Annotated in this window: 32 protein-coding genes and 2 tRNA genes; 31 read left to right on the forward strand and 3 right to left on the reverse strand. The window is 42.9% G+C overall.

Features of this window, described 5'->3' with window-relative positions; all coding sequences use genetic code 11:
* Window positions 1–20 precede the first annotated feature (20 nt).
* The 3 genes from EHS15_RS13050 to EHS15_RS13060 all read right to left on the reverse strand — a co-directional run bounded on the left by EHS15_RS13050 (window position 21) and on the right by EHS15_RS13060 (window position 1992).
* A complete protein-coding gene (locus EHS15_RS13050; RefSeq protein ID WP_135761015.1) occupies window positions 21–320 on the reverse strand; it encodes an ArsR/SmtB family transcription factor in 300 nt (99 codons plus the stop codon).
* A 162-nt stretch (window positions 321–482) separates the two neighbouring features.
* A complete protein-coding gene (locus tag EHS15_RS13055; RefSeq protein WP_135761016.1) occupies window positions 483–1250 on the reverse strand; it encodes an SDR family NAD(P)-dependent oxidoreductase in 768 nt (255 codons plus the stop codon).
* A 46-nt stretch (window positions 1251–1296) separates the two neighbouring features.
* On the reverse strand, window positions 1297–1992 hold the full coding sequence (locus tag EHS15_RS13060) for a histidine kinase (RefSeq protein ID WP_135761017.1): 696 nt from the start codon (window positions 1990–1992) through the stop codon (window positions 1297–1299).
* Between the two features lie 218 nt (window positions 1993–2210).
* Here EHS15_RS13060 and EHS15_RS13065 point away from each other — a divergent pair.
* The 31 genes from EHS15_RS13065 (at window position 2211) to rplF (ending at window position 25192) form a co-directional block, all read left to right on the forward strand.
* Window positions 2211–2282: transfer RNA gene (locus tag EHS15_RS13065), tRNA-Thr, on the forward strand.
* Window positions 2283–2289: 7 nt separating this feature from the next.
* Window positions 2290–2363 (forward strand) — tRNA-Trp (locus EHS15_RS13070).
* 49 nt (window positions 2364–2412) lie between these two features.
* Window positions 2413–2601, forward strand: a complete 189-nt coding sequence (secE, locus tag EHS15_RS13075; protein WP_135761018.1) for a preprotein translocase subunit SecE — start codon at window positions 2413–2415, stop codon at window positions 2599–2601.
* A 23-nt stretch (window positions 2602–2624) separates the two neighbouring features.
* Window positions 2625–3179 (forward strand): transcription termination/antitermination protein NusG, encoded by a 555-nt coding sequence (gene nusG / locus EHS15_RS13080; protein WP_135761019.1) that lies wholly within the window; start codon window positions 2625–2627, stop codon window positions 3177–3179.
* A 38-nt stretch (window positions 3180–3217) separates the two neighbouring features.
* Window positions 3218–3646: a 50S ribosomal protein L11 gene (rplK, locus tag EHS15_RS13085; RefSeq protein ID WP_135761020.1), complete on the forward strand. Its 429-nt coding sequence runs from the start codon at window positions 3218–3220 to the stop codon at window positions 3644–3646.
* Window positions 3647–3667: 21 nt separating this feature from the next.
* Window positions 3668–4360 carry a 50S ribosomal protein L1 gene (gene rplA, locus EHS15_RS13090; RefSeq protein WP_135761021.1) on the forward strand — a complete coding sequence of 231 codons (693 nt, stop codon included), beginning with the start codon at window positions 3668–3670 and terminating at the stop codon, window positions 4358–4360.
* A gap of 10 nt (window positions 4361–4370) precedes the next feature.
* Window positions 4371–4901, forward strand: a complete 531-nt coding sequence (rplJ, locus tag EHS15_RS13095) for a 50S ribosomal protein L10 (protein ID WP_135761022.1) — start codon at window positions 4371–4373, stop codon at window positions 4899–4901.
* Window positions 4902–4946: 45 nt separating this feature from the next.
* The gene (gene rplL / locus EHS15_RS13100) at window positions 4947–5327 is read left to right on the forward strand and encodes a 50S ribosomal protein L7/L12 (RefSeq protein ID WP_135761023.1); all 381 of its coding nucleotides are present in this window, start codon (window positions 4947–4949) and stop codon (window positions 5325–5327) included.
* A gap of 133 nt (window positions 5328–5460) precedes the next feature.
* Window positions 5461–9147: a DNA-directed RNA polymerase subunit beta gene (gene rpoB, locus EHS15_RS13105; RefSeq protein ID WP_135761024.1), complete on the forward strand. Its 3687-nt coding sequence runs from the start codon at window positions 5461–5463 to the stop codon at window positions 9145–9147.
* A 15-nt stretch (window positions 9148–9162) separates the two neighbouring features.
* Window positions 9163–13467: a DNA-directed RNA polymerase subunit beta' gene (gene rpoC, locus EHS15_RS13110; protein ID WP_135761025.1), complete on the forward strand. Its 4305-nt coding sequence runs from the start codon at window positions 9163–9165 to the stop codon at window positions 13465–13467.
* A gap of 117 nt (window positions 13468–13584) precedes the next feature.
* A complete protein-coding gene (gene rpsL / locus EHS15_RS13115) occupies window positions 13585–13959 on the forward strand; it encodes a 30S ribosomal protein S12 (RefSeq protein ID WP_135761026.1) in 375 nt (124 codons plus the stop codon).
* 14 nt (window positions 13960–13973) lie between these two features.
* Entirely contained in the window at window positions 13974–14447 is a 474-nt protein-coding gene (gene rpsG, locus EHS15_RS13120; RefSeq protein WP_135761027.1) for a 30S ribosomal protein S7, read from the forward strand.
* Between the two features lie 65 nt (window positions 14448–14512).
* Window positions 14513–16378 (forward strand): elongation factor G-like protein, encoded by a 1866-nt coding sequence (locus EHS15_RS13125; RefSeq protein ID WP_135761028.1) that lies wholly within the window; start codon window positions 14513–14515, stop codon window positions 16376–16378.
* Window positions 16379–16426: 48 nt separating this feature from the next.
* A complete protein-coding gene (gene tuf, locus EHS15_RS13130; RefSeq protein ID WP_135761029.1) occupies window positions 16427–17632 on the forward strand; it encodes an elongation factor Tu in 1206 nt (401 codons plus the stop codon).
* Between the two features lie 5 nt (window positions 17633–17637).
* Entirely contained in the window at window positions 17638–17946 is a 309-nt protein-coding gene (gene rpsJ / locus EHS15_RS13135; RefSeq protein WP_108973166.1) for a 30S ribosomal protein S10, read from the forward strand.
* Between the two features lie 11 nt (window positions 17947–17957).
* Window positions 17958–18578: a 50S ribosomal protein L3 gene (rplC, locus tag EHS15_RS13140; RefSeq protein ID WP_135761030.1), complete on the forward strand. Its 621-nt coding sequence runs from the start codon at window positions 17958–17960 to the stop codon at window positions 18576–18578.
* A gap of 12 nt (window positions 18579–18590) precedes the next feature.
* Complete coding sequence (gene rplD, locus EHS15_RS13145) at window positions 18591–19226, forward strand: 50S ribosomal protein L4 (protein WP_135761031.1); 636 nt, start codon at window positions 18591–18593, stop codon at window positions 19224–19226.
* A gap of 4 nt (window positions 19227–19230) precedes the next feature.
* Window positions 19231–19536 (forward strand): 50S ribosomal protein L23, encoded by a 306-nt coding sequence (locus EHS15_RS13150; protein WP_135761032.1) that lies wholly within the window; start codon window positions 19231–19233, stop codon window positions 19534–19536.
* Between the two features lie 2 nt (window positions 19537–19538).
* Entirely contained in the window at window positions 19539–20375 is an 837-nt protein-coding gene (gene rplB / locus EHS15_RS13155) for a 50S ribosomal protein L2 (protein ID WP_135761033.1), read from the forward strand.
* A gap of 13 nt (window positions 20376–20388) precedes the next feature.
* Window positions 20389–20667, forward strand: a complete 279-nt coding sequence (gene rpsS / locus EHS15_RS13160; protein ID WP_135761034.1) for a 30S ribosomal protein S19 — start codon at window positions 20389–20391, stop codon at window positions 20665–20667.
* Window positions 20668–20675: 8 nt separating this feature from the next.
* Window positions 20676–21026: a 50S ribosomal protein L22 gene (rplV, locus tag EHS15_RS13165; RefSeq protein ID WP_135761035.1), complete on the forward strand. Its 351-nt coding sequence runs from the start codon at window positions 20676–20678 to the stop codon at window positions 21024–21026.
* Between the two features lie 3 nt (window positions 21027–21029).
* Window positions 21030–21707 carry a 30S ribosomal protein S3 gene (gene rpsC, locus EHS15_RS13170; protein ID WP_135761036.1) on the forward strand — a complete coding sequence of 226 codons (678 nt, stop codon included), beginning with the start codon at window positions 21030–21032 and terminating at the stop codon, window positions 21705–21707.
* A 22-nt stretch (window positions 21708–21729) separates the two neighbouring features.
* On the forward strand, window positions 21730–22143 hold the full coding sequence (gene rplP / locus EHS15_RS13175; RefSeq protein WP_135761037.1) for a 50S ribosomal protein L16: 414 nt from the start codon (window positions 21730–21732) through the stop codon (window positions 22141–22143).
* Window positions 22140–22412, forward strand: a complete 273-nt coding sequence (gene rpmC, locus EHS15_RS13180) for a 50S ribosomal protein L29 (protein ID WP_135761038.1) — start codon at window positions 22140–22142, stop codon at window positions 22410–22412. Before rplP ends, rpmC begins: the two co-directional genes overlap by 4 nt.
* 3 nt (window positions 22413–22415) lie before the next feature.
* Entirely contained in the window at window positions 22416–22685 is a 270-nt protein-coding gene (rpsQ, locus tag EHS15_RS13185) for a 30S ribosomal protein S17 (protein ID WP_135761039.1), read from the forward strand.
* Window positions 22682–23074, forward strand: a complete 393-nt coding sequence (rplN, locus tag EHS15_RS13190) for a 50S ribosomal protein L14 (protein WP_135761040.1) — start codon at window positions 22682–22684, stop codon at window positions 23072–23074. Before rpsQ ends, rplN begins: the two co-directional genes overlap by 4 nt.
* Window positions 23075–23458 (forward strand): 50S ribosomal protein L24, encoded by a 384-nt coding sequence (gene rplX, locus EHS15_RS13195; protein WP_135761041.1) that lies wholly within the window; start codon window positions 23075–23077, stop codon window positions 23456–23458.
* A 2-nt stretch (window positions 23459–23460) separates the two neighbouring features.
* The gene (rplE, locus tag EHS15_RS13200; RefSeq protein ID WP_135761042.1) at window positions 23461–24015 is read left to right on the forward strand and encodes a 50S ribosomal protein L5; all 555 of its coding nucleotides are present in this window, start codon (window positions 23461–23463) and stop codon (window positions 24013–24015) included.
* A gap of 9 nt (window positions 24016–24024) precedes the next feature.
* Window positions 24025–24210, forward strand: a complete 186-nt coding sequence (locus EHS15_RS13205) for a type Z 30S ribosomal protein S14 (protein WP_108973195.1) — start codon at window positions 24025–24027, stop codon at window positions 24208–24210.
* Window positions 24211–24232: 22 nt separating this feature from the next.
* Window positions 24233–24631: a 30S ribosomal protein S8 gene (gene rpsH, locus EHS15_RS13210; protein WP_135761043.1), complete on the forward strand. Its 399-nt coding sequence runs from the start codon at window positions 24233–24235 to the stop codon at window positions 24629–24631.
* Window positions 24632–24652: 21 nt separating this feature from the next.
* The gene (gene rplF, locus EHS15_RS13215) at window positions 24653–25192 is read left to right on the forward strand and encodes a 50S ribosomal protein L6 (protein ID WP_135761044.1); all 540 of its coding nucleotides are present in this window, start codon (window positions 24653–24655) and stop codon (window positions 25190–25192) included.
* Window positions 25193–25194: the final 2 nt, after the last annotated feature.

Below are 25194 nucleotides of genomic sequence, written 5' to 3' on the forward strand. Positions count from 1 at the left end.
AAGGTCGTTTCTACTTTTTTTTATTTTTTATAAACTTTAACAATGGTATTGATCAATTCTTTGAATTTAGGATCCTTTAAGGTATAGTAAACCTGATTGGACGATTTTCTCGAATCTAAAATCCCGTTGTTTTTCATTTTACTCAAATGTTGAGAGGCAGCTGATTGGCTGGTTCCCAACAATTCTACCAATTGCCCCACCGATTTTTCTTCTTTAGCCAAAGTATAAAGAATCAAAAGTCGAATTGGGTGCGCGATTCCTTGGATCCCCTTAATGGCTTGATCCAATTGTTGTTTCGTTAATTCAGTTTTTATTTTCATCAAACGTAATCCGTTATATTCTTATGACGAAAACAGTGCCTTGGGGACTACGAATTTTTTTTATTTTGTAAAAAAATTTACTAAATTAAAATCAATCGTACAAACCCCAAAACACTCCGTCTTCTCTATAAAGTGAAAGAGAATTTTCTAATATATCAATTGTTAAATTCTCACCCCGCCGGAAATTTCAAGTACGACCCCTGTCACCAAATCATTTTCGATGATAAATTGAGCAGTTTGCGCGATTTCGTCCGGTTCCCCTAATCTTCCTACAGGGATCACTGATTTCCACTTCTCCAATGCTTCCGGGTTCATATCTTTCATTACCATTTCCGTTCCGATAAAACCGGGCGCAATCCCTGCCACTCTGATTCCGAAACGGGAAAGTTCTTTCGACCAGGTTACCGTCATGGCGGCCACTCCCGCTTTTGCTGCGCTGTAATTGGTTTGGCCTGAGTTTCCATGCATAGCGATAGAGGCGATAGGGATGATGATTCCTTTTTTCTGTTCCGCCATATGCGCTGCCGCTTCTCTTCCCGATAAAAAAACTCCGGTTAGGTTGACATCGATTACGGACTGCCATTGGTCGATTCCCATCTTGCCTTTGACTTTTCCAGTTTCTTTGTCCACTCGAATGAGTAGTCCGTCTCTTAAGATCCCTGCGTTGAGAACTGCTACGTCCAACTTTCCGAATTTAGCCACGGATTCTTGGATCAATCGAACGCAGTCTTTTTCCTTGGCAACATTGGCCACGATTCCGATTGTTTCGATTCCTTCTTTCTGGAAAGAAGATACCGTTTCGTCTAATTTATCTTTTTGAATGTCAGAAAGAACGATTTGGGCGCCTTGTTTTCCTAGGCGGTGCGCCATTGCTTTCCCTAAGCCGCCGGCAGAACCGGTGACAAGTACTGTTGAACCTTTTAATTCCATGCCCTCCAAACTAGAAAGGGCACTCGGGAACGTCTAGGAAATTAGGTTATTGTAGATCTGCGATTTCGGCGCTTCGGATCGAAACGTAATTGTCTGTAAAAGGAATTTCTACTCTGGCAACTGTTTTGTCCGAATGAGTTGTGATTCTAAATAGGTGAGGGTCGACACCTTCGTTTTTCAGAAGGATCATGATCAACGCAATTCCTAATCCTGCGCCCTCAGTATTATCCATATTGTCCATATAGAATTCAGCAATGTCGTTGTATTCCATGGACTTTCTCATTTTCTCTCTCATCCGAACTTCTTCCATTTTGATGACAGGGGTGTTGTTCACCACTTCTACCAGAAGTCCGTCCAAACAATAGTGGAACTTCAACTGCACATAAACCCCTCGGGCTAGGCATCTGCGTCCGTATTCTTCTGCCATTTTTTCCGAGAATCGTTTAGAGTAGTCTTTGATCCCCGTTTCGTAGTCAGCTTCGTTCGTGATCTCCAAACCTTCATCTTCGAAGAAAACCCTTTTTTGGTTGGCTTTGATTCCGTTGATGGTAAGTTCTTTCGTGATCGTATAGAGCATTTCGATAAAACGCTCTTGTTTCATTTCCGTAAGGATTTGGGTAATGACAGCCAAAACGTATTGTTCCAGTTGGCGGTTCATTCGGGAAGAACGAACGGAAATTTTGGAATTTGCCTTTACCAAATCTGGTATTTGTGCTTCTAATTCTAAGAAAGGTTTTGCCACAACGAAATCCTATGCATTCCAAATGTGAGGATGCATTCATATTATCGAACCCAGAATCCTGAAAACTAAAAATCTTCGGGGAGATGGGAAGATTTATGTTAATTTTTCCGAATTCATGGAAATAAACTCATTTTCCATTGACCAAACAAGCCTATTTAAAATAGTGTAAAAAACCTAGCCCTGCTTGGTAGCCCGTGCTTTGAAGTGGGAACAGAATTGCCCTCTTAGCTCAGCGGTAGAGCACTTCCATGGTAAGGAAGGGGTCACCAGTTCAAGCCTGGTAGAGGGCTTGTTTTTAGGGCTGTAGTTTAATGGTAGAACTAGGATCTCCAAAGTCCTTGGTGGGAGTTCGATTCTCTCCAGCCCTGCCAAAGAACAGCGGTTACCAAGAAATAGAGTAAGTTTTTTTAGGACGAGTTGATGAAGGCCACAAGTTTCATTCAAGAATGCAAAGCCGAACTGGAAAAAGTTCATTGGCCGACACGCCAAGAAGTGGTTAGCTCCACCATAGTCGTCCTTGTAACAGTTATTATATTTTCGATTTTTCTTTCTACATCTGATTACCTCTTCCTAAAACTATTAAAATGGTTTTGGTCGGTGGCAGCGTAGGGGACGGATTCAGAGTAATTACAATGAGCGAGTCTGCGGAAAAAAAATGGTACGTCCTTCAGACCTATTCGGGTCATGAGAATAAGGTCAAAACCAATATAGAAAAAATGGTCCAACAACAAAAATTGGAAGATCAAATTTTCTCGGTGAAGATCCCTTCTATGGACGTTGCCGAAATGAAAAACGGCAAGAAGAAAGTAACCAAGAAGAAACTTATGCCTGGTTACGTTCTTGTTGAGATGAATATGACGGATGATCTGAGATTTAAAATTCAGAATCTTCCTTCTGTTTCTACTTTTGTTGGTGGAAAAGGAAAAGGCCCTGAACCTCTATCTTTGGATGAGATTAAAAATCTATTCAGTGATGTGGGAAGTGTCGAGTCCGAAGAGGTAGCAAGACCTCGTTTCCTTTTCAAAGTGGGAGAAACTTTGAAAATCATCGACGGCCCTTTTGCTAATTTCAGCGGGCTTGTAGATGAGATCTTCCCTGATAAAGGGAGATTGAGAGTGAGAGTTGAGATTTTCGGAAGATCCACTCCTGTGGAGTTGGACTATCTTCAAGTGAAATCGGAACCGTAATTTTAGTTTGAGTTGTAAGTTAAGGATTTTAGAACGAGATGGCTGCAAAGAAAGTAGTAAAACAAATTAAGCTCCAAGTAGAAGCAGGGAAAGCAAACCCGGCTCCTCCAGTAGGACCTGCGTTAGGTCAAGCTGGTTTGAACATCATGGAATTTTGTAAACAATTCAATGAAAGAACAAAGGCTCAAATCGGCCTCAAACTTCCTGTTGTCATCACTGTTTATACTGACAGAAGTTTTACTTTTATCACTAAGTCGCCTCCAGCGGCTCTTTTGGTATTGAAAGCACTTGGAATTCAATCCGGTTCTGCCACTCCTCACGTTGCGAAAGTGGGAACCATCAAACGTGCCCAGTTAGAAGAAATTGCAAAAACAAAAATGGAAGACCTCAATGCGAACGATCTAAACGCAGCAGTGAAAATCATTGCTGGAACTTGCCGTTCCATGGGCGTGAACGTAGAACTCTAAGAGGATCTTGGTAGATAAGTTATGAAACGCGGAAAGAAATACATTCAACTGAAAGATAAAGTAGATCGCACTAAGTCCTATACACTTTCGGACGCAGTGGGTCTTGCAAAGTCTACTTCTTATACGAAATTTGACGGAACCCTAGAAATTTCGACAAAAATCAATTATAAATCTCTTCAAAACGTAAGAGGAACAATCTCTCTTCCTCACGGAACAGGTAAAACCATTAAAGTTTTGGTTTTCTGCAAAGGAGACAAACAAAACGAAGCGAAAGAAGCTGGAGCTGATTTCGTAGGCGATATGGATTTGATCGAAAAAGTTTCCGGCGGTTGGACAGAGTTCGATGCTTGCGTTGCTACTCCAGACATGATGAAGGAAGTAGGAAAGCTTGGTCCGGTTCTTGGTCGTAAAGGTCTTATGCCTAAGCCGAAAGCGGGAACGGTAACTACCGATGTCGCTAAAGCCGTGAAAGAATTGAAAGCCGGTCGTATCGAGTATCGCCCTGATAAAGGGGGAGTGGTTCATTTGGGAGTAGGTAAAATTTCCTTCTCTGATGACAAACTTCAAGACAACATCAATGCAGTTGTTGCCGCTCTTATGAAAGACAAACCTTCCGATGCGAAAGGTGACTACCTCCGTTCTTTCTCCGTTTCCGCTACAATGGGAATCGGTGTGAAAGTGGACGTAAAAGAATTAGTAAACGCGAACATTTAACGAGAATACCATGGCAAACGCAGCAAATATTGAAGCAGTATCTGAATTAAAAACAAGACTAGAGAATAAGCCGAATTTCATTTTGGCTTCTTACAGCGGTTTGACGGTAGAAGATATGTCTAACCTCAGAGCGAAACTTCGTAAAGAAGGTTCCGAAATGAAAGTGATCAAAAACAATCTCTTTCTTCGTGCTCTGAAAGAATCTTCCGCACACAAAGACAAATCCATCGAGTTTGGAGATGCCTACAAAGGCCCTTTGGCAGCAATATTTTCCACTGAATCTCTCCCTGCGATAGCGAAAGTTTGCAAAGACTTCGCTAAAGATAAGAAAGAATTGGAAGTGAAGACTGGCTATATGGATGGCCAGGTATTGGATAAATCAGGAGTGGAAGCAATCGCTGGGCTTCCTTCTAAAGCAGAGCTTCTTTCTCAAATAGCAAGAGGACTCAATGCTCCGACAACGCAAATTGCATCCGGAATCAACCAAATTATGGCAAGTCTGGCCCGTGCAATCAATGCAGTCGGTGAGAAAAACGGCTAATTTTACATTGAATTGATAGTGATTAGTAAGTAAGGAGAATATAGGATGTCTGTTGACGCGCTATTAGAACAAATTGGAAGTCTTACACTGGTTCAGGCTGCTGACCTAGTGAAAAAGATGGAGGACAAATTCGGGATTTCTGCTGCTGCACCTGTTGCTGTAGCTGCTGTTGCTGGGGGCGGAGCTGCTGCTGCTGCTGAAGAGCCTGCAACTTTCAACGTTATCTTGAAAGCACACGGAGATAAAAAGATCGACGTAATTAAACTCGTTAGAGAAATTACTGGTCTTGGTTTAGCAGATGCGAAAACTCTTGTTGAAGCTGGTGGAAAACCGGTGAAAGAAGGAGTTTCTAAGGACGAAGCTGCTGACATTAAGAAAAAACTCGAAGGTGCCGGGGCTCAAGTAGAAGTTGCTGCTGCCGGTTAATCACCAGCTTGCAGGATTTCACATCCCCTTTCTTCAAAATGATAGAGGCAGGGAGGCCGTAGGCGTCCCCACCTCTATTTTGTCATTTATTATAATTACACCCATACTTTGTCGTTACTAGGGAGAGTGTTCCATGAATACCCGAATGCAAACTAGAAAGCGGGTAAATTTCGGTAAAATTACCGACCTCAATTTACTTCCTAATCTTATCTACGTACAGAAAAAATCATTTGATTGGTTCCTCCAAGCGGAAGTGAAAGATCCCACTAAGAGAGCCAACCAAGGTTTAGAAGCTGTATTCCGTGAATCCTTCCCTATCGAAAGTCCTAACAACGATATGGTGATGGAATACGGTCATTATGTTTTGGGAGAACCCAAAAGAAATCCTCAGGAATGTAAAGATACAGATTCCTCTTTCGCCACTCCTTTAAAAGCGGTGATACGACTCATCATCAAAGAAACCGGTGAGATTCGGGAACAAGTGGTGTACATGGGCGATTTGCCTGTGATGACCGATCATGGAACTTTTATCATCAACGGAGCTGAGAGAGTTGTAGTCAGTCAGTTGCATAGATCTCCCGGTATTTTCTTTTCTTATGACCAAGTGAGAGATACTTTTTCCGCCAGAGTGATTCCTTACAGAGGATCTTGGTTGGAATTCGAGATGGACAACAAAGGGATTTTGGTCGCAAAAATCGACCGTAAGAAAAAATTCCCAGCAACCCTTCTTGTAAAATCTATGGGAATGGGAACAAACGAAGAAGTATTACGTTTGTTCTACGGTTCCAGCAAAATGAAAATTGCGGGTGCGGGTCCGAAAGAGCTAAAACGACTCATCGGTCGTCGTACGATTGCTGATATCATCAATATGGAAACCGGAGAGGTTATGCTCGATGCCGGTTCCAAAATCAACGAAGATAACATCTCCATCCTTCGCGAAATGAAAGTGAAAGAAGTCGATGTCATCGAATTTCCGAAAGGAAAAGACAATCCTGTCCTCATCAACTGTTTGGAAAAAGACGCAGTCAACGATTACGAAGATGCGATCAAAAAATTCCATACGATCATGAGACCCGGTGAACCTTCTACGATTGAAAACGCAGAAGCGGAACTGAAGCGACTTTTTTTCTCACACAAAACATTCGATTTGGGTGTAGTAGGTCGTTATAAAATCAATAGCAAATTCGAATTCAATAATCCTAAAGACTTCGGAAAAGTAGAAGATAGAGTTCTTCGTAAAGAAGACATCATCGAGACAGTTCGTTACCTAGTGATGCTCATGTCCGATGCGGAAAACTACTATCCGGATGATATTGACCACTTAGGAAACAGAAGGATCCGTTCCGTCGGAGAGCTTATCGCAAACCAATTGAAATTGGGTTTCTCCAGAGTGGAGAGAGTGATCAAAGAAAGAATGACGGTGCAAGAGCCTGAGCAACAAACTCCTCAGCTTCTCATTTCCATCAAACCGATCACTGCTGTGATCAATGAATTTTTCGGCTCTTCTCAATTGTCTCAGTTTATGGATCAAACCAACCCTCTTGCGGAATTGACCCACAAACGTAGATTAAACGCACTTGGACCTGGTGGTCTTTCCAGAGACAGAGCCGGTTTCGAAGTTCGTGACGTTCACTATTCTCACTACGGTAGAATGTGTCCGATTGAAACTCCTGAAGGTCCGAATATCGGTCTGATTCTTTCCATGTCCAGTTTTGCCAGAGTGAACGATTACGGTTTCTTAGAGACTCCTTATCGTGTGGTGAAAAACGGAAAAGTCATCAAACAAATCGAATATTTAACAGCTGATAAAGAAGAATACCACTACATGGCGCAAGCCTCTTCTGCAATCGACGAAAAAGGAGATTTTCAATCCAAATTGATCTCTACTCGTCACAGAGGGGATTTCCCTTTCAGAAGCCCGAACGAAATCCAATATATGGATTTGGCTCCTCTGCAAGTGGTTTCCGTATCTACTGCGCTCATTCCTTTCTTGGAACATGATGATGCGAACCGTGCCCTAATGGGTTCGAACATGCAACGTCAAGCGGTGCCTCTTCTTACCGAAGAAGCTCCTTTCGTGGGAACAGGAATTGAATCGAGAGCAGCTTACGATGCAGGTGTTTGTATCGTAGCGAAAAAAGACGGAGTCGTTTCTAAAGTAGACGCTTCGGGAATTTGGGTGAAAGAAGACTCTTCTAAAGAAGTGGCTCATTACCCGATGATTAAATTCAAAAAGACCAACCAAGGTACTTGTTTCAATCAAAAACCGAACGTGACTATGCTTCATAACTACGAAGCAGGAAAGGTTGCGAAAGTTTCTAAAGAAAGAATTGAAATCACTTTGAACAACGGTGAAAAGGAAACTCACGAACTAGTCGTTTCCGATGACACTCAATTCGTTCCTTTAGTAAAAGAAGGTCAGGAAGTGCCGGTAGGGTTCCCGATTGCAGGTCAGTTGATCAAGGGAGAAAAATTAGGAGACTTCGGTCAAATCCTGCAAAAAGGAACTGTTCTTGCGAACGGTCCTTCGACAGACGCAGGTTATTTGGCACTCGGTAGAAACGTTCTCGTGGCATTTATGCCTTGGGAAGGTTACAACTTCGAGGATGCGATCCTTATCTCCGAAAGAATCATCAAAGAAGACGTATTTTCTTCCATTCACATTGAAGAGTTCGAGATCCAAGCTCGTGAAACGAAATTGGGGCAAGAACAAATCACAAGAGATATTCCGAATCTTTCCGACAAGGCATTCCGTGACTTGGATGAGTCCGGTGTGATCCGTATCGGTGCGGAAGTGAAACCGGGTGATATCCTTGTAGGTATGGTGACTCCTAAAGGAGAAACCGACCTTACTCCTGAATACAAACTACTTCACTCCATCTTCGGGGAAAAAGCGAAAGAAGTAAGAGATTCTTCTCTTCGTATGCCGAACGGTTTTGAAGGAACTGTTATAGATATTAAAAGATTCTCTCGAGACAACGGCGACGAATTGGCTGCCGGTGTGGAAGAGATGGTAAAAGTTTATGTAGCTCGCAAGAGAAAACTTCTTGTGGGGGATAAAATGGCGGGACGCCACGGAAACAAAGGGGTAGTCGCTAGAGTTATGGCTCAAGAAGACATGCCTTATATGGAAGATGGAACTCCTGTAGACATCGTCCTTAACCCGTTAGGTGTTCCTTCTCGTATGAACTTAGGCCAGATCTTCGAAACTCAATTGGGTTTTGCTGCGAAAAAACTAGGACTCAATTTCGAAACACCTGTATTCGACGGTGCTGCGGAAGAAGACGTTCAAGAGTTCTGCAGACAAGCGGGTCTTCCAGGAAACAGTAAATTCAAACTTTATGACGGTAGAACCGGTGAAAGTTTCATCAATCCGGTGTTCTGCGGATACATCTATATGTTGAAACTGGCTCACTTGGTGGATGACAAAATCCACGCTCGTTCTACTGGACCATACTCTCTAGTAACACAACAACCGCTCGGTGGTAAAGCTCAGTTCGGTGGTCAAAGACTAGGGGAGATGGAAGTTTGGGCTCTGGAAGCATACGGCGCATCTCATACATTACAAGAATTACTCACAATTAAATCGGATGATATGTTGGGTAGAGCTCGTATCTACGAAGCCATCGTAAAAGGAATTCATTCCATTAAACCTGGAATCCCTGAATCCTTCAACGTATTGGTTCAAGAGTTACGCGGTCTAGCACTGGACATCATCATCAAAGATTCCGAAGGATTGGAAGTGGACATCTCTGATTACGAAGATGAATTCTCGAAAAACAAAAAGAAAATCAAATTCGAGAGCATCGAGAACGCGTAAGGGTACGGAAAGAACATGAGAAATTACAACAGTTTTGAATCGATCACGATTCGTTTGGCTTCGCCCGAACGAATCAAAGAATGGTCTTTCGGGGAAGTAAAAAAACCAGAAACCATCAACTACCGTACTCTCAAGCCGGAAAGAGACGGTCTTTTCTGCGAGAAGATCTTCGGAACCACTAAGGATTGGGAATGTTACTGCGGTAAGTTCAAGTCCATCCGTTACAAGGGAGTGGTTTGCGACAAATGCGGTGTTGAGGTAACTCACTCCAAAGTACGTAGAGAGAGAATGGGGCATATTGAACTTGCTGCTCCTGTTTCTCACATCTGGTACTACCGTTCTGTTCCTTCCCGTATGGGTCTTCTTTTGGATATGACCATCAATCAATTGAAGAGCGTACTTTATTTTGAAAAATATGTAATCATCGATCCTGCTGATTCCGGTAGAAACAGAGGAGAACTCATTGATGAGGACGAATACCACAACTACCTAGATGAATACGGAGACAAATTCATCGCAGGGATCGGTGGAGATGCGATCAAAGAACTTTTGGCTCGTATCGATGTGGATGCGGAAGCTCGTGTCATCCGCCAAAAAATCCAAGATAGAAATAAAATCTCTGACAAACGTATCTTTAAAAGATTAGAAGTATTGGAAGCGTTCCGTGATTCCGGAAACCGTCCAGAGTGGATGGTTTTGGATGTGGTACCTGTCATCCCTCCGGAACTTCGCCCTATGGTGCAGTTGGAAGGAGGAAGATTCGCTACTTCCGACTTGAACGATCTTTATAGAAGAGTGATCAACCGTAACAACCGTTTGAAGAGACTTCTTGCCTTGAAGGCTCCAGAAATCATCGTTCGTAACGAAAAACGTATGTTACAAGAAGCAGTGGATGCTCTCTTCGACAACAGCCGTCGCAAAAGAACCGTAAAAGGAAAGGGAAACCGTCCTTTGAAGTCCATTTCCGACATGTTGAAAGGAAAACAAGGTCGTTTCCGTCAAAACTTACTCGGTAAGAGGGTAGATTACTCCGGTCGTTCCGTAATCGTTGTCGGTCCTGAGTTGAAATACCACCAAATGGGTCTTCCTAAAAAGATGGCTCTCGAGCTTTTCAAACCTTTCATTATGAAAAGACTCGTTGATTTGGAATTAGCACCAAACATCAAATCTGCGAAGAAAAAAATCGAAACAGAAGACAAAGAAGTTTTCGATGTATTGGACACTGTAGTTAAAGAACACCCTGTACTTTTGAACAGAGCTCCTACTCTTCACAGATTGGGAATCCAAGCATTTTTACCTATCCTTGTAGAAGGAAAAGCGATTAAACTTCACCCTCTCGTATGTCACGCATTCAACGCCGACTTCGACGGGGATCAAATGGCGATTCACGTTCCTCTCGCTCCTAAAGCGCAGTTGGAAACTTGGATGCTTATGCTTTCTCCTCACAATATCTTGAATCCTGCGAACGGACAACCGATCTGCGGACCGACTCAAGATATCGTACTTGGAATTTACTACCTCACTTCCGAAGTGAAAGACGGAAAAGGACAAGGGAAATTTTTTACAGGTTTGGAAGAGGTGATGTATGCCATCGAATCCAAAGCAGTTGAAATTCGTTCCAAAATCTCCGTGCTTCACGAAGGTAAAATCATCGAAACCACTCCTGGTCGATTGATTTTCAACCAAGTGATGCCTAAAGGTTATGTTTACGTAAACAGAACTTTGGGTGATAAAGAAACCAACAGAATCATCGCAGACGTTTATGAAAAATTCGGGCCTGGTATCACTGTAGTGATGCTAGACGAAGTCAAAAGGCTCGGATACAAATATGCGACTTATTTCGCTCCTACGATTTCCATCGAAGACATCAGAGTTTCTCCTCAAAAAGAAGGTTTGGTGGGCGATGCAAACAAAGAAGTAGAAAAGGCCGACATGGAATACCGTAAAGGTATCATCACAAACGAAGAACGCCGTAAAAAGGTAATCGAAATTTGGACGAAAACCAACGATCGAATCACCGACGGTATGTTTAAGGAATTGGAAAAAGACCAAGGCGGGTTCAACCCTGTTTTCGTAATGGCCGCATCCGGAGCCCGTGGATCGAAACAACAGATCCGTCAGTTGGCAGGGATGAGGGGCCTAATGGCGAAACCGAGCGGTGAGATCATCGAACTTGCGATTCGTTCCAACTTCCGTGAAGGATTAGGAGTCCTAGAATTTTTCATCTCTACGCACGGTGCGAGAAAGGGTCTTGCCGATACCGCTTTGAAAACTGCGGATGCCGGTTACCTCACTCGTCGTCTTGTGGATATTTCCCAAGACGTGATCGTATCCGAAGAAGATTGTGGAACAAAAGAAAACATCATCCTAGGTCTTGTGAAAGAAGGGGAGAACATCATCGTATCTCTTGCGGATCGTGTTTTCGGAAGATACACTGCAGAAGATCTAGTGGATCCGGTTACTGAGAAAGTTGTTTTCCCGAAAGACACTCTCATCACTCGTGCGATCGGTCAAAAGATCGAGAACTTAGGATACGACAAGATCCATGTTCGTTCTCCTCTGACTTGCCGTTCTCGCCACGGTATCTGTACAAAATGTTACGGTATGGACATGGCAAGACTGGTTCCTGCGGAAATCGGAGAAGCAGTGGGTACAATCGCCGCTCAATCGATCGGTCAGCCAGGAACTCAGCTTACGATGAGAACGTTCCACGTTGGGGGTGCGGCTTCCGCAACCATCCAAGAGAAAGAGCACAAAGTTCCTTATCGCTCTTTAGTAAAATCAGTAAACGGTCGTTTGGTGACAAACCAAAACGGAAACAAGGTATTTGCCCGTAGAGGAACCATCATCGTTCAAAGATTGGTTCAGGAATTCCAAACTTCGGAACTTTCCAACGTTCGTGTAACAGACGGACAAAGATTGGAAAAAGGGGAAGTATTCGGAACTCAACTCACTGAAAACGGAGAACAAATGGTCACTTCCGACCAACCTGGTTCCGTATCCTTACAAGGTACTTTATTGAGAATTTTGGGAGATGACGTTGTCATTCCTGTGAAAATCGGAACCGTTTTAAAATGTTCTGAAAACGAAATCGTAGAAGAGAACAAACCTTTGGGTGAGTTTGACCCTTATAACGAAATCGCGGTTTCCGAATTTTCGGGAACCATCACTTGGGAAGATCTTGAAATCGGTAAAAACGTAAGAAGAGATGTGGATCCTAAAACATCCAACATCATTCTAAAAGTGATCGAACAAAAGAAAGATCGTTTGGTTCCGAAAATCATCATCGGTTCCGAATCTTACTCTGTTCCTGTGGATGCCCTCATCCAATTCCAGGACGGAGACAAGGTAAAAGAAGGGGATATCATTTTCAAAATCCCGTCTGTTGCAGAGAAAACAAGAGATATCACCGGGGGTCTCCCTCGTGTAGACGAACTTTTCGAAGCAAGACGTCCGAAAGACGCCTGCACATTAGCAGAGTTAGACGGTAAGATCGAAGATCGCGGTGAGATCGTTAAAGAAAAAAGAATTCTTTATATTCTTCCTGATTCTCCGGACCAAGAAAAGGCGAAAGTGGCTATCCCGATCGGTAAACAAATCCGTGTTCGTCACGGGGATTTCGTAAAAAGAGGGGATCAGATCGACGAAGGAAACTTCGATCCGCACGATATCTTGAGTATCAAAGGATCGAATGCACTTCATGAGTATTTGGTTTCCGAAGTTCAGGAAGTTTACCGTCTGCAAGGGGTTCATATCAACGATAAACACATCGAAGTTGTGGTTCGCCAGATGCTTCGTAAAGTGGTGATCACCGATAGCGGGGACACATCGTTCGTAAATCAGCAACAAGTGGATAAATTCCAATTCCAAGAAGAAAATGACAGAGTGATTGCGGAAGGGGGAAGCCCTGCCCAATCCGGTCCTATCCTTCTCGGTTTGACGAAAGCATCCTTGAATACCGAGTCTTATTTCTCTGCGGCCTCTTTCCAAGAAACCACCAAGGTTTTGACGGACGCTGCCATCAAAGGAAAAACGGACAATCTTATGGGTCTGAAAGAAAATGTGATCATCGGACATATGATCCCTGCAGGAACCGGTATGAAAAAATACAGAGACATCGAAGTTTTCAAAGATCTTCCGGGAGATTTGGACTGGGATGTGGAAGAAGAAGAGGCTGAGGAAGAAGTTTCCGAACTTCCTGAATCCGCACCTGTTTCCACAGCTACCCTTTCCCGTTTAGTGGAAGAGGATGATGAAGACGAAGATGAGTTGGAAGACGACTCGGACGATGATTCTGATGACGAGGACGACGACGATTAGATCGTCGTCTCCCGACCAGTAATTTTTAGGTTTTCGTTTACAAAATGAGGGTTTCTGGAATTTTGGACGAAAACGGCATAAACACGTAGATAGATAAAGAGTTTAAGAAGGAATCGAATGCCTACAATTAATCAGCTCATCCGTATCGGAAGAGACGCACAAAAGAAAAGAACTAAGTCTCCTGCCCTCAAGGCATGCCCTCAAAGAAGAGGAGTTTGCACTAGAGTAATGACTTTCACTCCAAAAAAACCGAACTCGGCTCTTAGAAAAGTCGCAAGGGTTCGTTTAACAACTGGAATTGAAGTAACTGCTTATATCCCTGGAGAAGGACACAACTTGCAAGAACACAACGTTGTTATGATCCGCGGGGGAAGAGTAAAAGATTTACCAGGGGTTCGTTATCATATCATTCGTGGAACACTGGATACTCTTGGTGTTGACAAACGTCGTAAGGGACGTTCTAAATACGGCGCTAAGCGTCCTAAGGCATAATAGGGAGTTTATATATGTCAAGAAGAAGAGGAAAAGTAGATCCACGTCCTATCATTGGCGATCCAAAATACAATGATAAAGTTATCACAAAATTCATCAATTGTCTGATGGTTGACGGTAAAAAAAGCGTCGCAGAATCCGTGTTCTACGATGCTTTGGAAGTCATCAACAAAAAGACAGGTCAGGATCCTTACCAAGTTTTTACAGAAGCTTTGGAAAACGTAAAACCACAAGTGGAAGTAAAATCCAGAAGAGTGGGTGGGGTGACTTACCAAGTTCCGATCGAAGTTCGTCCGGAAAGAAGATTGGCTCTAGGAATCAGATGGCTCATCCGTTACAGCCGTGACAGAAACGAGAAATCTATGAAGAACAAATTGGCTGCAGAGTTTATGGAAGCTCAAAAAGGCACCGGTTCTGCTATTAAGAAAAAAGAAGATATCAGAAAGATGGCGGATGCCAACAAAGCATTCTCTCATTATCGCTGGTAATCCGATCACATTCGATTCTAAAGAGATTGATAAGCCGAGTTTAACCGCTCGGCTTTTTTATTTTTATGCGCTACCTGACCGTCGGAATATTCGCACATATCGATTCTGGAAAAACCACCCTCACCGAACGAATCTTATTCGAAGCGGGAAAAATAACCGCAGCCGGATCGATCGAGGACGGAACCACTGAGTCGGACACTCTAAAAGAGGAAATCGAAAGAGGAATCTCTATTCGTACTACCTTTCATTCTCTTCCTTGGAAAACAGGTTTCGGAGAATTCATCCTTCAGATTGTGGACACTCCCGGTCACATCGACTTTAGAAATCAAATCACCGACATCCTTCCTGCCATTCAAACTGCAATCGTAGTTTTGGAAGGAGGGAGTGAAGTGCAGTCTCAGGCAAGGCTTGTGATTGAAGAGCTGCTTGCGGCAAATATCCCCATTCTCTTTTTTATCAATAAATTGGATAAGTTCGGAGACGATTATCTGGATTCTCTCGTTTCTTTGGAGGAGATCTTAGGAACTGCCCCCGTGGTTCTTTTTGATCGAAAGGACGAAACGTTCGTACATTATTTCGATTCCTCTCATCTGTTTCCTAAGTCCACAGGAGAAGATTTAATTAAATGGTCGGATGAACTTCTTCTTTCCGCATGGAACGATCCCGATGGGAAAACCAGATACGATTTTATCGGTTTAAAAACAGGCCCCAAGGCTCAAAAGCTATTCCCTGTTTACGGAGGCTCCGCAAAACAAGGTGTAGGCGTTAGGGAACTTTTGGACCTTTTGTGTTGGGTAGATCCGAAAGATACGGATACTTCCTCCAATCCAAATTTCGTTCTCTCTCGAAGGACGAATGCACAAAATCGAAATTATATCGTTCTTTTCCCCAAAGAAGATCTTTCCTTTCCGTTTCAAAATACGGATCCTTCTCAGCCATATCGAATCGAATCCGCTTATTCCGGAGAAGAGGAGGGAAAGATTACTTCCGTGCAAAAAGGACAATTGTATATGGTCTGGGCAGATGAGAATCTATCCGCCATTCCAGGAGAAGATCTGCATGCGGAAAAGAGTGTTTCTTTGTCCCGAGATCTTTCGAGAAGTCCTTTTTCCATTCGTCTGGAACCTGAGCTTTCTTCTGAAAAAGACTTCTGGTTATGTCGCTTAAAGGAATTGATTTGGGAAGATCCAGGGTATCATTTCTCTTTGGAAGAGGATACCGGACAGATTCGATTTTTCGGAAGAGGGGAGCTCCATTTAGAGGTAGGGACCAAAAGGCTTCTTGAGAATACCGAAAAAAAATTGCAAATCGGTTCTATAAACATTGCCAGATTTGAGCGTTTGAAAAAAATGTCCTCTAAGGTTGCACTAGAGCATCGTGCCTTTGAAGAAACAAAGTCAAGTGGTACGCTCACCGCAGTCCTGGAAGATACTGCCGATTTTTCGAAGCAAATTGCCTTCGAGGTAAGTCTTCCGGAAGAAGTAAAAAACTCGATTGAAACTGCCTTTTATGAATCCATCTCGTATGGTTTCTTTGGCTTTGAAGTAATTGGCGTAAGGCTTACTGTCCTTTCGTTTCAATTGCCACCTCCTGACAAAGAGTTTCTGCCCTCTTTGCTGAAGGTCGCCGTCCATTCAGGACTAAAGGATTTGTTTCATGAGAATACCAAGCTGGTCGGTCCTCTGACGGAAGTGGAAATTTCCGTGGATGCAAACCATCTGGGTGTAGTTCTTTCTGAGTTAAACCGCCGTTCTGCGAAAATCCACTCCGTGGAAGAGGAACGAGCTGGTAAGAGCCATTTAAAAGCCACGGCATCGGCGGAAAACATGCTTGGCTTTTCAGGGGCTCTTAGAAACATGACCAAAGGGATTGGCATTTCCTGGGAAAGGACTGCTTTTACCTCTGAATTTTATGCAGTTCTAAAGGAGTAAAGAACCCGAATCGGGTCCCGGACCACGATTGAGGAGTAGATTCTAAAAATGGCTAAAGAAAAATTTGATCGATCAAAACCACACTTAAACATCGGAACTATTGGTCACGTTGACCATGGTAAGACCACTCTAACTGCTGCTATTACTACAACATTAGCAAAAGTAGTCGGTGGAAAGAATAAAGCGATTGCTTACGACCAAATCGACAACGCACCAGAAGAAAAGGCTCGTGGGATCACTATTGCTACTTCCCACCAAGAATATGAAACTCCTAACCGCCATTATGCACACGTTGATTGCCCAGGTCACGCGGACTATGTAAAAAACATGATTACCGGTGCGGCTCAGATGGACGCTGCCATTCTTGTAGTATCTGCTACTGATGGTGCTATGCCGCAAACGAAAGAACACATTCTTTTGGCTCGCCAAGTAGGTGTTCCTTACATCGTAGTTTATTTGAACAAAGCAGACATGCTTGCCGCTGACGAAAGAGAAGACATGATTGAGATGGTAAAAGAAGAAATCAAAGACCTTCTCAACAAATACAACTTCCCTGGTGATAAAACACCTTTCGTTCACGGTTCTGCTCTTAAAGCATTGGAAGGTGAAGATTCTGATCTAGGAATGAAATCAATTGTAAAATTGATGGAAGCTGTAGATTCTTACGTTCCAAACCCTACTCGCGTTGTGGACAAACCTTTCCTTATGCCTGTTGAAGACGTTTTCTCGATCACTGGTCGTGGAACTGTTGCAACCGGTCGTGTGGAGCAGGGAGTTCTTAAAATCAACGACGAAATCGAAATCGTTGGTATCCGTGATACAACCAAGTCTGTTGTTACCGGTATTGAAATGTTCCGTAAACTCTTGGATCAAGCAGAAGCTGGAGACAACATCGGTGCACTTCTTCGTGGAACTAAAAAAGAAGACATCGAAAGAGGTCAGGTTCTTGCGAAACCAGGAACAATCACTCCTCACAGAAAGTTTAAAGCAGAAGTTTACGTTCTTACAAAAGATGAAGGTGGACGTCACACTCCTTTCTTCAACAACTATCGCCCACAATTCTACTTCAGAACTACTGACATCACTGGTGTTTGTAACTTGCCTGGTGGAATGGAAATGGTTATGCCAGGTGATAACGTAACAATGTCAATTGAATTGATTCACCCAATTGCGATGGATCAAGGTCTCAAGTTTGCGATTCGTGAAGGTGGAAGAACCATCGGATCGGGTGTTGTTGCGGAGATCATTGAGTAATCCAAATGGCTGGACAAAGAATTCGCGTTAAGTTAAAAGCTTTCGATCATAGGTTGATAGACCAATCAACCTATGAAATCGTAGCGACAGCGAAAAGGACTGGAGCAACTGTCTCCGGTCCTATCCCGCTTCCTACAAAAAAAGAAATCTACACGGTGTTACGTTCTCCTCACGTGAATAAAAAAGCTAGGGAACAATTCGAGATGAGAACTCATAAGAGACTCATAGATATTTTAAATACTAATGAAGATACTGTAGAGGCTTTAATGAAGCTTCAACTCCCCGCTGGAGTCTCAGTAGATATTAAATCCTAAGGATAGGATCCATGGCAAAAGGTTTAATCGGAGAAAAATTGGGCATGGCCCACATCTTTAATAACGAAGGTAAAATGGTTACCGTAACCGTTTTGCGTGTGGGTCCTTGTTTTGTTTCCCAAGTCAAGACAGCCGCAAACGACGGTTATGATGCCGTTCAACTAGCGTTTGATGATGCTAAAGAAAAGAATCTTTCTAAGGCTGAAGTCGGCCATTTAAAGAAAGCAAACATCGGCCCAAAACAACATCTTGCTGAATTCGAAGGTTTCGATGCAGCAACGTTAGGTTCGGAAGTAAAACTTTCCGATGTATTCACATTGAATGATACAGTTAAGGTTTCCGGAACATCCAAAGGAAAGGGAACACAAGGGGTCGTAAAAAGACACGGATTTGCGGGCGGACCAAAAGGTCACGGTTCCAGATTCCAAAGACACCCTGGTTCCATCGGATCCAACACAACTCCAGGCCGTGTATTCAAAGGTTTGAAGATGGGTGGTCGTACTGGAAATGTTCAAAGCACAGTAAGAAACCTGAAAGTGGTTAAAATCGAGGAAGAATCAAATTTGGTTTTCGTTTCCGGTTCCGTTCCGGGAAGAGATCGTTCCATCGTAACGATCGAGAAAATCGGATAACTAGGATAATATATGAAAGCACGTAAATACAATAAAGAAGGCGTGTTCGTAAGCGAAGTAGAGTTACCTGCAGCGCTTTTTGAAACAGGTATTTCTCTTGGTGCCATCTATGACGCAGTGAAAGCAGAAAATGCAAACCTTCGTCAGGGAACACACTCTACAAAAGATCGTTCCGAAGTGCGTGGTGGTGGAAAAAAACCATGGGCGCAAAAAGGAACGGGTAGAGCAAGACAAGGTTCCATCAGAGCGCCTCATTTCGTGGGCGGTGGTATCATCCACGGACCAAAACCAAGAGACTATTCTTCTAACCTTTCTCGTGGAGTGAAAAAGAAGGCTGTGCTTTCTATTCTCAACAAGAAAGCGGAAGAAAACCGCATTTCCATCATCGAAGATGTAGAGCCATCTAGTTACTCTACTAAGTCGATCTTCAATATCCTTAAAAAAATGGAAATTGCAGAAAAAGGAAACATCGGCTTCGTTGTCGCTGGAGAAAACCAGTTCCTGAAAAGATCCACTCGTAACATTGAAAACTTAAAGTATGTAAACAGCAAACGTGTCGTTTGCAGAGACATTCTTTACAATAATAATTTAGTAATCTCTGAAAGCGCTCTAAACGAGCTCCTTTCTCAGTATTCGAAAAAAGGGTAATGCAGTGAATTTAGAGAATGTGATTCTTTCCCCCGTAGTCACTGAAAAGTCTCAGGATCTTCAATCCATAGGTGAGCGTTTGGGAAAAAGAACTGTAAAATATACTTTTAAAGTTCATCCTGATGCGAACAAGACTCTCATCAAACAAGCATTAAGGAAGATGTATGGAGCTGTTCCTACATCTGTGAATGTTGCTGTATTCCGCGGTAAAATGAAAAAATTTCGTAACATGCCTTCTCCAAGACCTCACTTCAAGAAAGCAATCGTTACTTTTGCCGATGGTGCTAATTTGGATTTCGCTAAGGTTTAACAATGGGAATTAGAAAATTAAAACCAACAACGCAATCTTCCAGATTTTACTCTGTTCTTGATTTTAAAGAAATCACAGAAGTAACTCCCCATAAACCTTTAACTGCAAATGTTACCTACAAAGCTGGTAGAGATAACCAAGGTAGAATTGCAGTTCGTAGAAAGGGTGGAAGAAACAAAAGAAAGTTCCGTATCATCGATTTCAAAAGAAACAAATTCGGAATCCCTGCGACAGTAAAAACGATTGAATACGATCCAAACCGTTCTGCATTCATCGCTCTTGTTTGTTATGCGGATGGAGAATACCGATACATTCTTGCTCCTCATGGATTGAAAGTAGGGGACAAGGTTGTTTCCGGTCCTACTGCGGAAATCAAATTGGGGAATACCCTTCCGTTGGATAAAATTCCTGCAGGAACAAACGTTCATAATATCGAATTGCATATCGGGAAAGGCGGCCAAATCGCGAGAACCGCAGGTTCTTTTGCGGTGATCGCTGCAAAAGACGGAGATTATGTAAGTCTCAGACTTCCTTCCTCTGAAGTTCGCAAAGTTCGTAAAGAATGTGTAGCGACCATCGGAGAACTTTCCAACAAAGACCACAACCAAGTGATCATCGGAAAAGCGGGAAGAAATAGATGGTTAGGAAAACGTCCTAAAGTTCGTGGTGTTGTAATGAACCCTGTTGACCACCCACTCGGTGGAGGGGAAGGAAGAACATCCGGTGGACGTCATCCAGTGACTCCTTGGGGTAAACCGACGAAAGGTTATAAAACTCGTAAGACGAAACCGTCTGATCGATTCATCGTTCAAAGACGTAAGAAAAATAGAAACAGGTAGGATCTAGGATTCCATGGCTAGAAGCTTAAAAAAAGGTCCCTTCATAGACGACCACCTCATGAAAAAAATTACGAAACTAAACTCGGAAGGAAAGAAGAACCCTTTCAAGTCTTGGTCTCGCCGAAGCACAATCTACCCTGATATGATTGGGCATACTGTTATGATTCACAATGGTAAGGCATTTGTTCCTGTGTATGTGAACGAAAACATGATCGGTCATAAACTCGGTGAATTTGCTCCGACTCGTACCTTTAGAGGTCACGGCGGGGACAAAAAAGTAGCGAAGAAATAGGTAGAGAAATGGAAGCCAAAGCAGTTGCTAAACACGTAAGAATTTCAGCTAGAAAAGCAAGACTAGTTGCTGATGAAATTCGAGGTTATGACTACAAAGAAGCGATCGATATTCTTCGTTTTACGAACAAAGCCGCAAGTTCAATGATCATCAATCTTTTGAATTCTGCGGTTGCGAACGCAATCCAGATGAACGATCAAATCGATCCTGCAAGTCTTTTTGTCAAAAAAATATACATCGATGACGGTCCTATCATGAAACGATACAGACCAAGAGCACGAGGTCGTGCATCCAGAATTCGTAAACGTTTGAGCCACATCACCGTGGTTGTTTCAGAGATAGAGAAGAAGGCAAGCTAAGGTATGGGCCAAAAAGTAAATCCAATCGGTCTTCGTATAGGAATCACTAGAAATTGGGATTCCGTTTGGTTTTCCAAACAAGACTACATTAAAAACCTGCATGAGGACATCAAGATCCGTAGATTTCTCCAAAAGAAATTTAAAAACGCATCTGTGGTGAAAATCGTAATCGAAAGGTTCCCTGAAAAAGTAAATATCAATCTTCATACATCTAAACCAGGTATGGTGATCGGTCAGAAAGGACAGAACATCGAAGCAGTGAAGCAAGAATTGAAGAAGATGGCGGACAAACCGATCGGAATGAACATCATCGAAGTCAAAAAACCTGAGATCATCGCTCAGGCGATCGCTGAAACTGTTGCTTTGCAAATCGAACAAAGGATGCCTTTCAGAAGAGTTATGAAGGCTGAGCTAAGACGTGCTATGCGTGGTGGAGTAGAGGGTGTTAAAATCCAAATCTCCGGACGTTTGAACGGTGCGGATATGGCGAGAACAGAAAAGTATATGGAAGGACGAGTTCCTCTTCATACTCTTCGTGCCAAAATCGATTTCGGATTCAAAGAAGCTCTCACAACTTTCGGTCAGATCGGTGTGAAGGTATGGACTTATACTGGCGATTTCTTCCCTACAAAAGAAGAATCTGATGAAGATAAATACGCCGTAAAAAGAAGAACTAGTTAAGAACTGTTAAAGAGAAACTAAAATGTTAGCACCTAAGCGAGTTAAATTCAGAAAACGCCAAAGAGGGCGCCTAAAAGGTAAGGACGAAAGAGGTTCTTATGTTGCTTTTGGGGAATTTGGTTTAAAAGCAGTTGAGTCCGGTAGAATCACTGCTCGTCAAATCGAAGCAGCAAGGATTACTATCAACCGTCAGGTGAAAAGAGGCGGTAAATTGTGGATTCGTATCTTCCCTCATTTACCTATCACAAAAAAGCCTGCTGAAACCAGGATGGGTAAAGGAAAAGGAAATCCTGAGTTCTGGATTGCTGAGATCCGCCCAGGAAGAGTTCTTTTCGAGATGGCTGGTATCGATGAAGAAACAGCAAGAAAAGCACTTCACTTAGCAGCGTTTAAACTGCCAGTTGAAACTGCATTTGTAAAGAGGAACATTCTATGAAAGACGATTTTCGTTCTTTATCCTCGGATGAATTAAAAAAAGAAATTCAATCTTCCCTTGAGGAAGTGAGAAAAGCGCGTTTCCAGTTCGGTGTGACAAGATCCCTTGAAAACCCGAAATTGATTCGCAATCAAAAGAAAAGAGTGGCTCAGGCACTGACAGTTCTTCGTGAGAAAGAATTGGAAGCTCAAGGTAAGTTGAAACGAATTCAGCCTAAGGCTGGAGCAGCTGCTGCGGCTTCGAAATCGAGCAAGGGTAAGAAGAAGTAGGTTATGGAACTTAAGAACTTAAAAAAATCTTTAACCATCCAAGGTGTAGTAGTGAGCGATGCTATGGATAAAACCGTAGTGATCGAGATCGTTACAAGAAAAGTACACCCTCGATTCAAAAAGATTATGACCAAAACCTCTCGTGTAAAAATCCACGATGAGAAAAACGAATGCCAAGTAGGGGACAAAGTGATCGCAGTGGAAACTCGACCTCTATCGAAGCAAAAACATCACAAACTTGTTAAAGTTGTTGAGAAGGCGAAACTAGTATGATCCAGCAAGAAACTATTTTACAGGTTGCCGACAATTCGGGTGTAAAAAAAGTCATGTGCGTAAAAGTTCTTGGAGGTTCCAAGAAACGTTATGCCACAATCGGCGATGAAATCATTGTCGCTGTTAAAGATGCACAACCTGCTTACGGTCTGCGTGACGGACAAGGAAAGAAGGTTCACAACAAGGCAGTTCAAAGAGCCGTTGTGGTGAGAACTAAAAAAGAAGTTCGCCGTGCAGATGGTACTTATATCAGATTCGATGATAATGCAGTAGCAATCATCGACGACAAAGGTAATCCGAAAGGAACTCGTATCTTTGGACCGGTAGCTAGAGAGCTCCGAGATAAAAAATACATGAAAATCATTTCACTTGCTCCGGAGGTTCTCTAAATGGCTGCTAAGTTAGCATACCGTGGATCAGAACCCACGAAATTCAAAAAAACCAAAATCAAAAAGGACGATGAAGTTCTTGTGATTGCGGGAAAAGAAAAAGGCAAAAAAGGAAAAGTCCTCGCGATCGATAAAAGAAAAGACCGCGTTTATATCGAAGGCGTTAATAAAAGACGCAGATATGTGAGACCGACTCAAGAAAACCCGCAAGGCGGATCCATCGAGATCGAGTTCCCGATTCACTTATCGAACGTAATGTTCCACGATGCTAAGTTGGACAACAAAGCGAAGCCTAAGAAGAAAATTAAGGCTGTACGCATTGGCTTTTTGAAAAAGGATGGTAAAACTGTCCGAGTCACTCGTCCGGAAGGTAAAGAAGTATAATCATGGTACCTAGGCTTAAACAAAAATACGAAAAGGACATTCGCCCAGGTCTGCAAAAGCAGCTTGGATTCAAGAGTGTGATGCGAGTGCCTAAGTTAGAAAAAATCGTAATCAACGTAGGTATGGGAGAGGCTCACACCAACCCAAAAGCTATGGAAGCTTGCCTTGTGGAAATCGGCCAAATCACCGGACAAAAACCGGTGAAGACCTTCGCAAAGAAATCAATCGCTGGTTTCAAAGTGAGAGAAGGTATGGTTCTCGGTTGTAAGGTAACTCTTCGCGGAAACTATATGTATGAATTTTTGGATCGTTTCATCAACGTGGCGCTTCCAAGGGTTCGTGACTTCCGCGGCGTCAACCCAAAAGGTTTCGATGGAAGAGGGAACTACAACCTTTCCGTGAAGGAACAAATCATTTTCCCTGAGATCCAATTTGATAAAATCAATACGATCTACGGAATCAACATCACCTTTGTTACGAATACAGAAGTAGACAAAGAAGCGTACGAATTATTCCAGGCTTTCGGTATGCCTTACCGAACAGCTGCAGGTAAGTAGGAGAGAGTCATGGCGAAAAAATCGATGATGGAACGCCACGCCAAAAAGCAAAAATTCAAAGTGAGAGAGTACAATCGTTGCCCTCTTTGCGGTCGTTCGCGCGCATACTTGCGCCGCTTTGATATGTGTCGTCTTTGCTTCCGAGATCTAGCGAGTAAAGCTCAGATCCCCGGTGTGAAAAAATCCTCCTGGTAGAATATAGGAAAGGTTATTATAAATGAGTCTTTCAGATCCTATTGCAGATATGCTAACCCGCATCAGAAACGCACAACAAGCGAAACACGAGTTGTGTGTGATTCCGGGAAGTAAAATTAAGAAATCCATCCTAGACCTTTTGAAAGAAGAAGGTTTCTTGGATGATGTCCAAACCGTAAAAAACGGAAGTTTTGATGATTTTCAAGTGAAATTGAAATACGATACGGAGAAAAAACCGGTGATTCGTATGATTGAAAGAGTATCTACTCCTGGTAGACGCGTTTACATTCAATCCGGCGAAATCCGTCCCTTTAGAAACAATATCGGGACACTCATCCTCTCTACATCCAAGGGAGTGATGACCGGAAAACGTGCCCGTAAACTCAGAGTAGGAGGAGAAGTTCTTTGTAAGGTGTTCTAATCTTACAAAGGATCATTACAAATGTCTCGAGTTGGAAAAAGTATCATTAAATTGCCTGCAAAGGTAGAAGTTAAAGCTGATGCGACAAGCCTGGTCATTAAAGGGCCTTTAGGGGAACTAAAAACCCCTATTTACGAAGGTGTTGTTGCAAAGATCGAAAACGGTGAACTCGTTTTTACTAGAAACAGTGAAGACCAAAAGACAGTCGCATTGCACGGGCTCGTTAGATCCCTTGCGATGAACAGTGTAAAAGGTGTAACTACTGGCTGGGAAAAAAACCTGGAAATCACCGGAGTTGGTTATCGTGCGCAAAAGAAAGGAAAAGATCTTGTGATGAACTTAGGTTACTCTCACGAGGTTGTTTTCCCTGAGCCTGCGGGAATCAAGATCGATGTAGCGGATCAGCTTAAAATTAAAGTATCGGGCATTGACCGCCAATTGGTTGGCCAAGTAGCAGCAGACATTCGCTCTAAAAGACCTCCTGAGCCTTACAAAGGAAAAGGGGTGAAATACAGCGATGAGTACATCCGTAGAAAGGCCGGAAAGACCGGTAAGAAGTAGTA

It is taken from the genome of Leptospira idonii (genome assembly GCF_004770995.1).
GTDB lineage: Bacteria > Spirochaetota > Leptospiria > Leptospirales > Leptospiraceae > Leptospira_A > Leptospira_A idonii.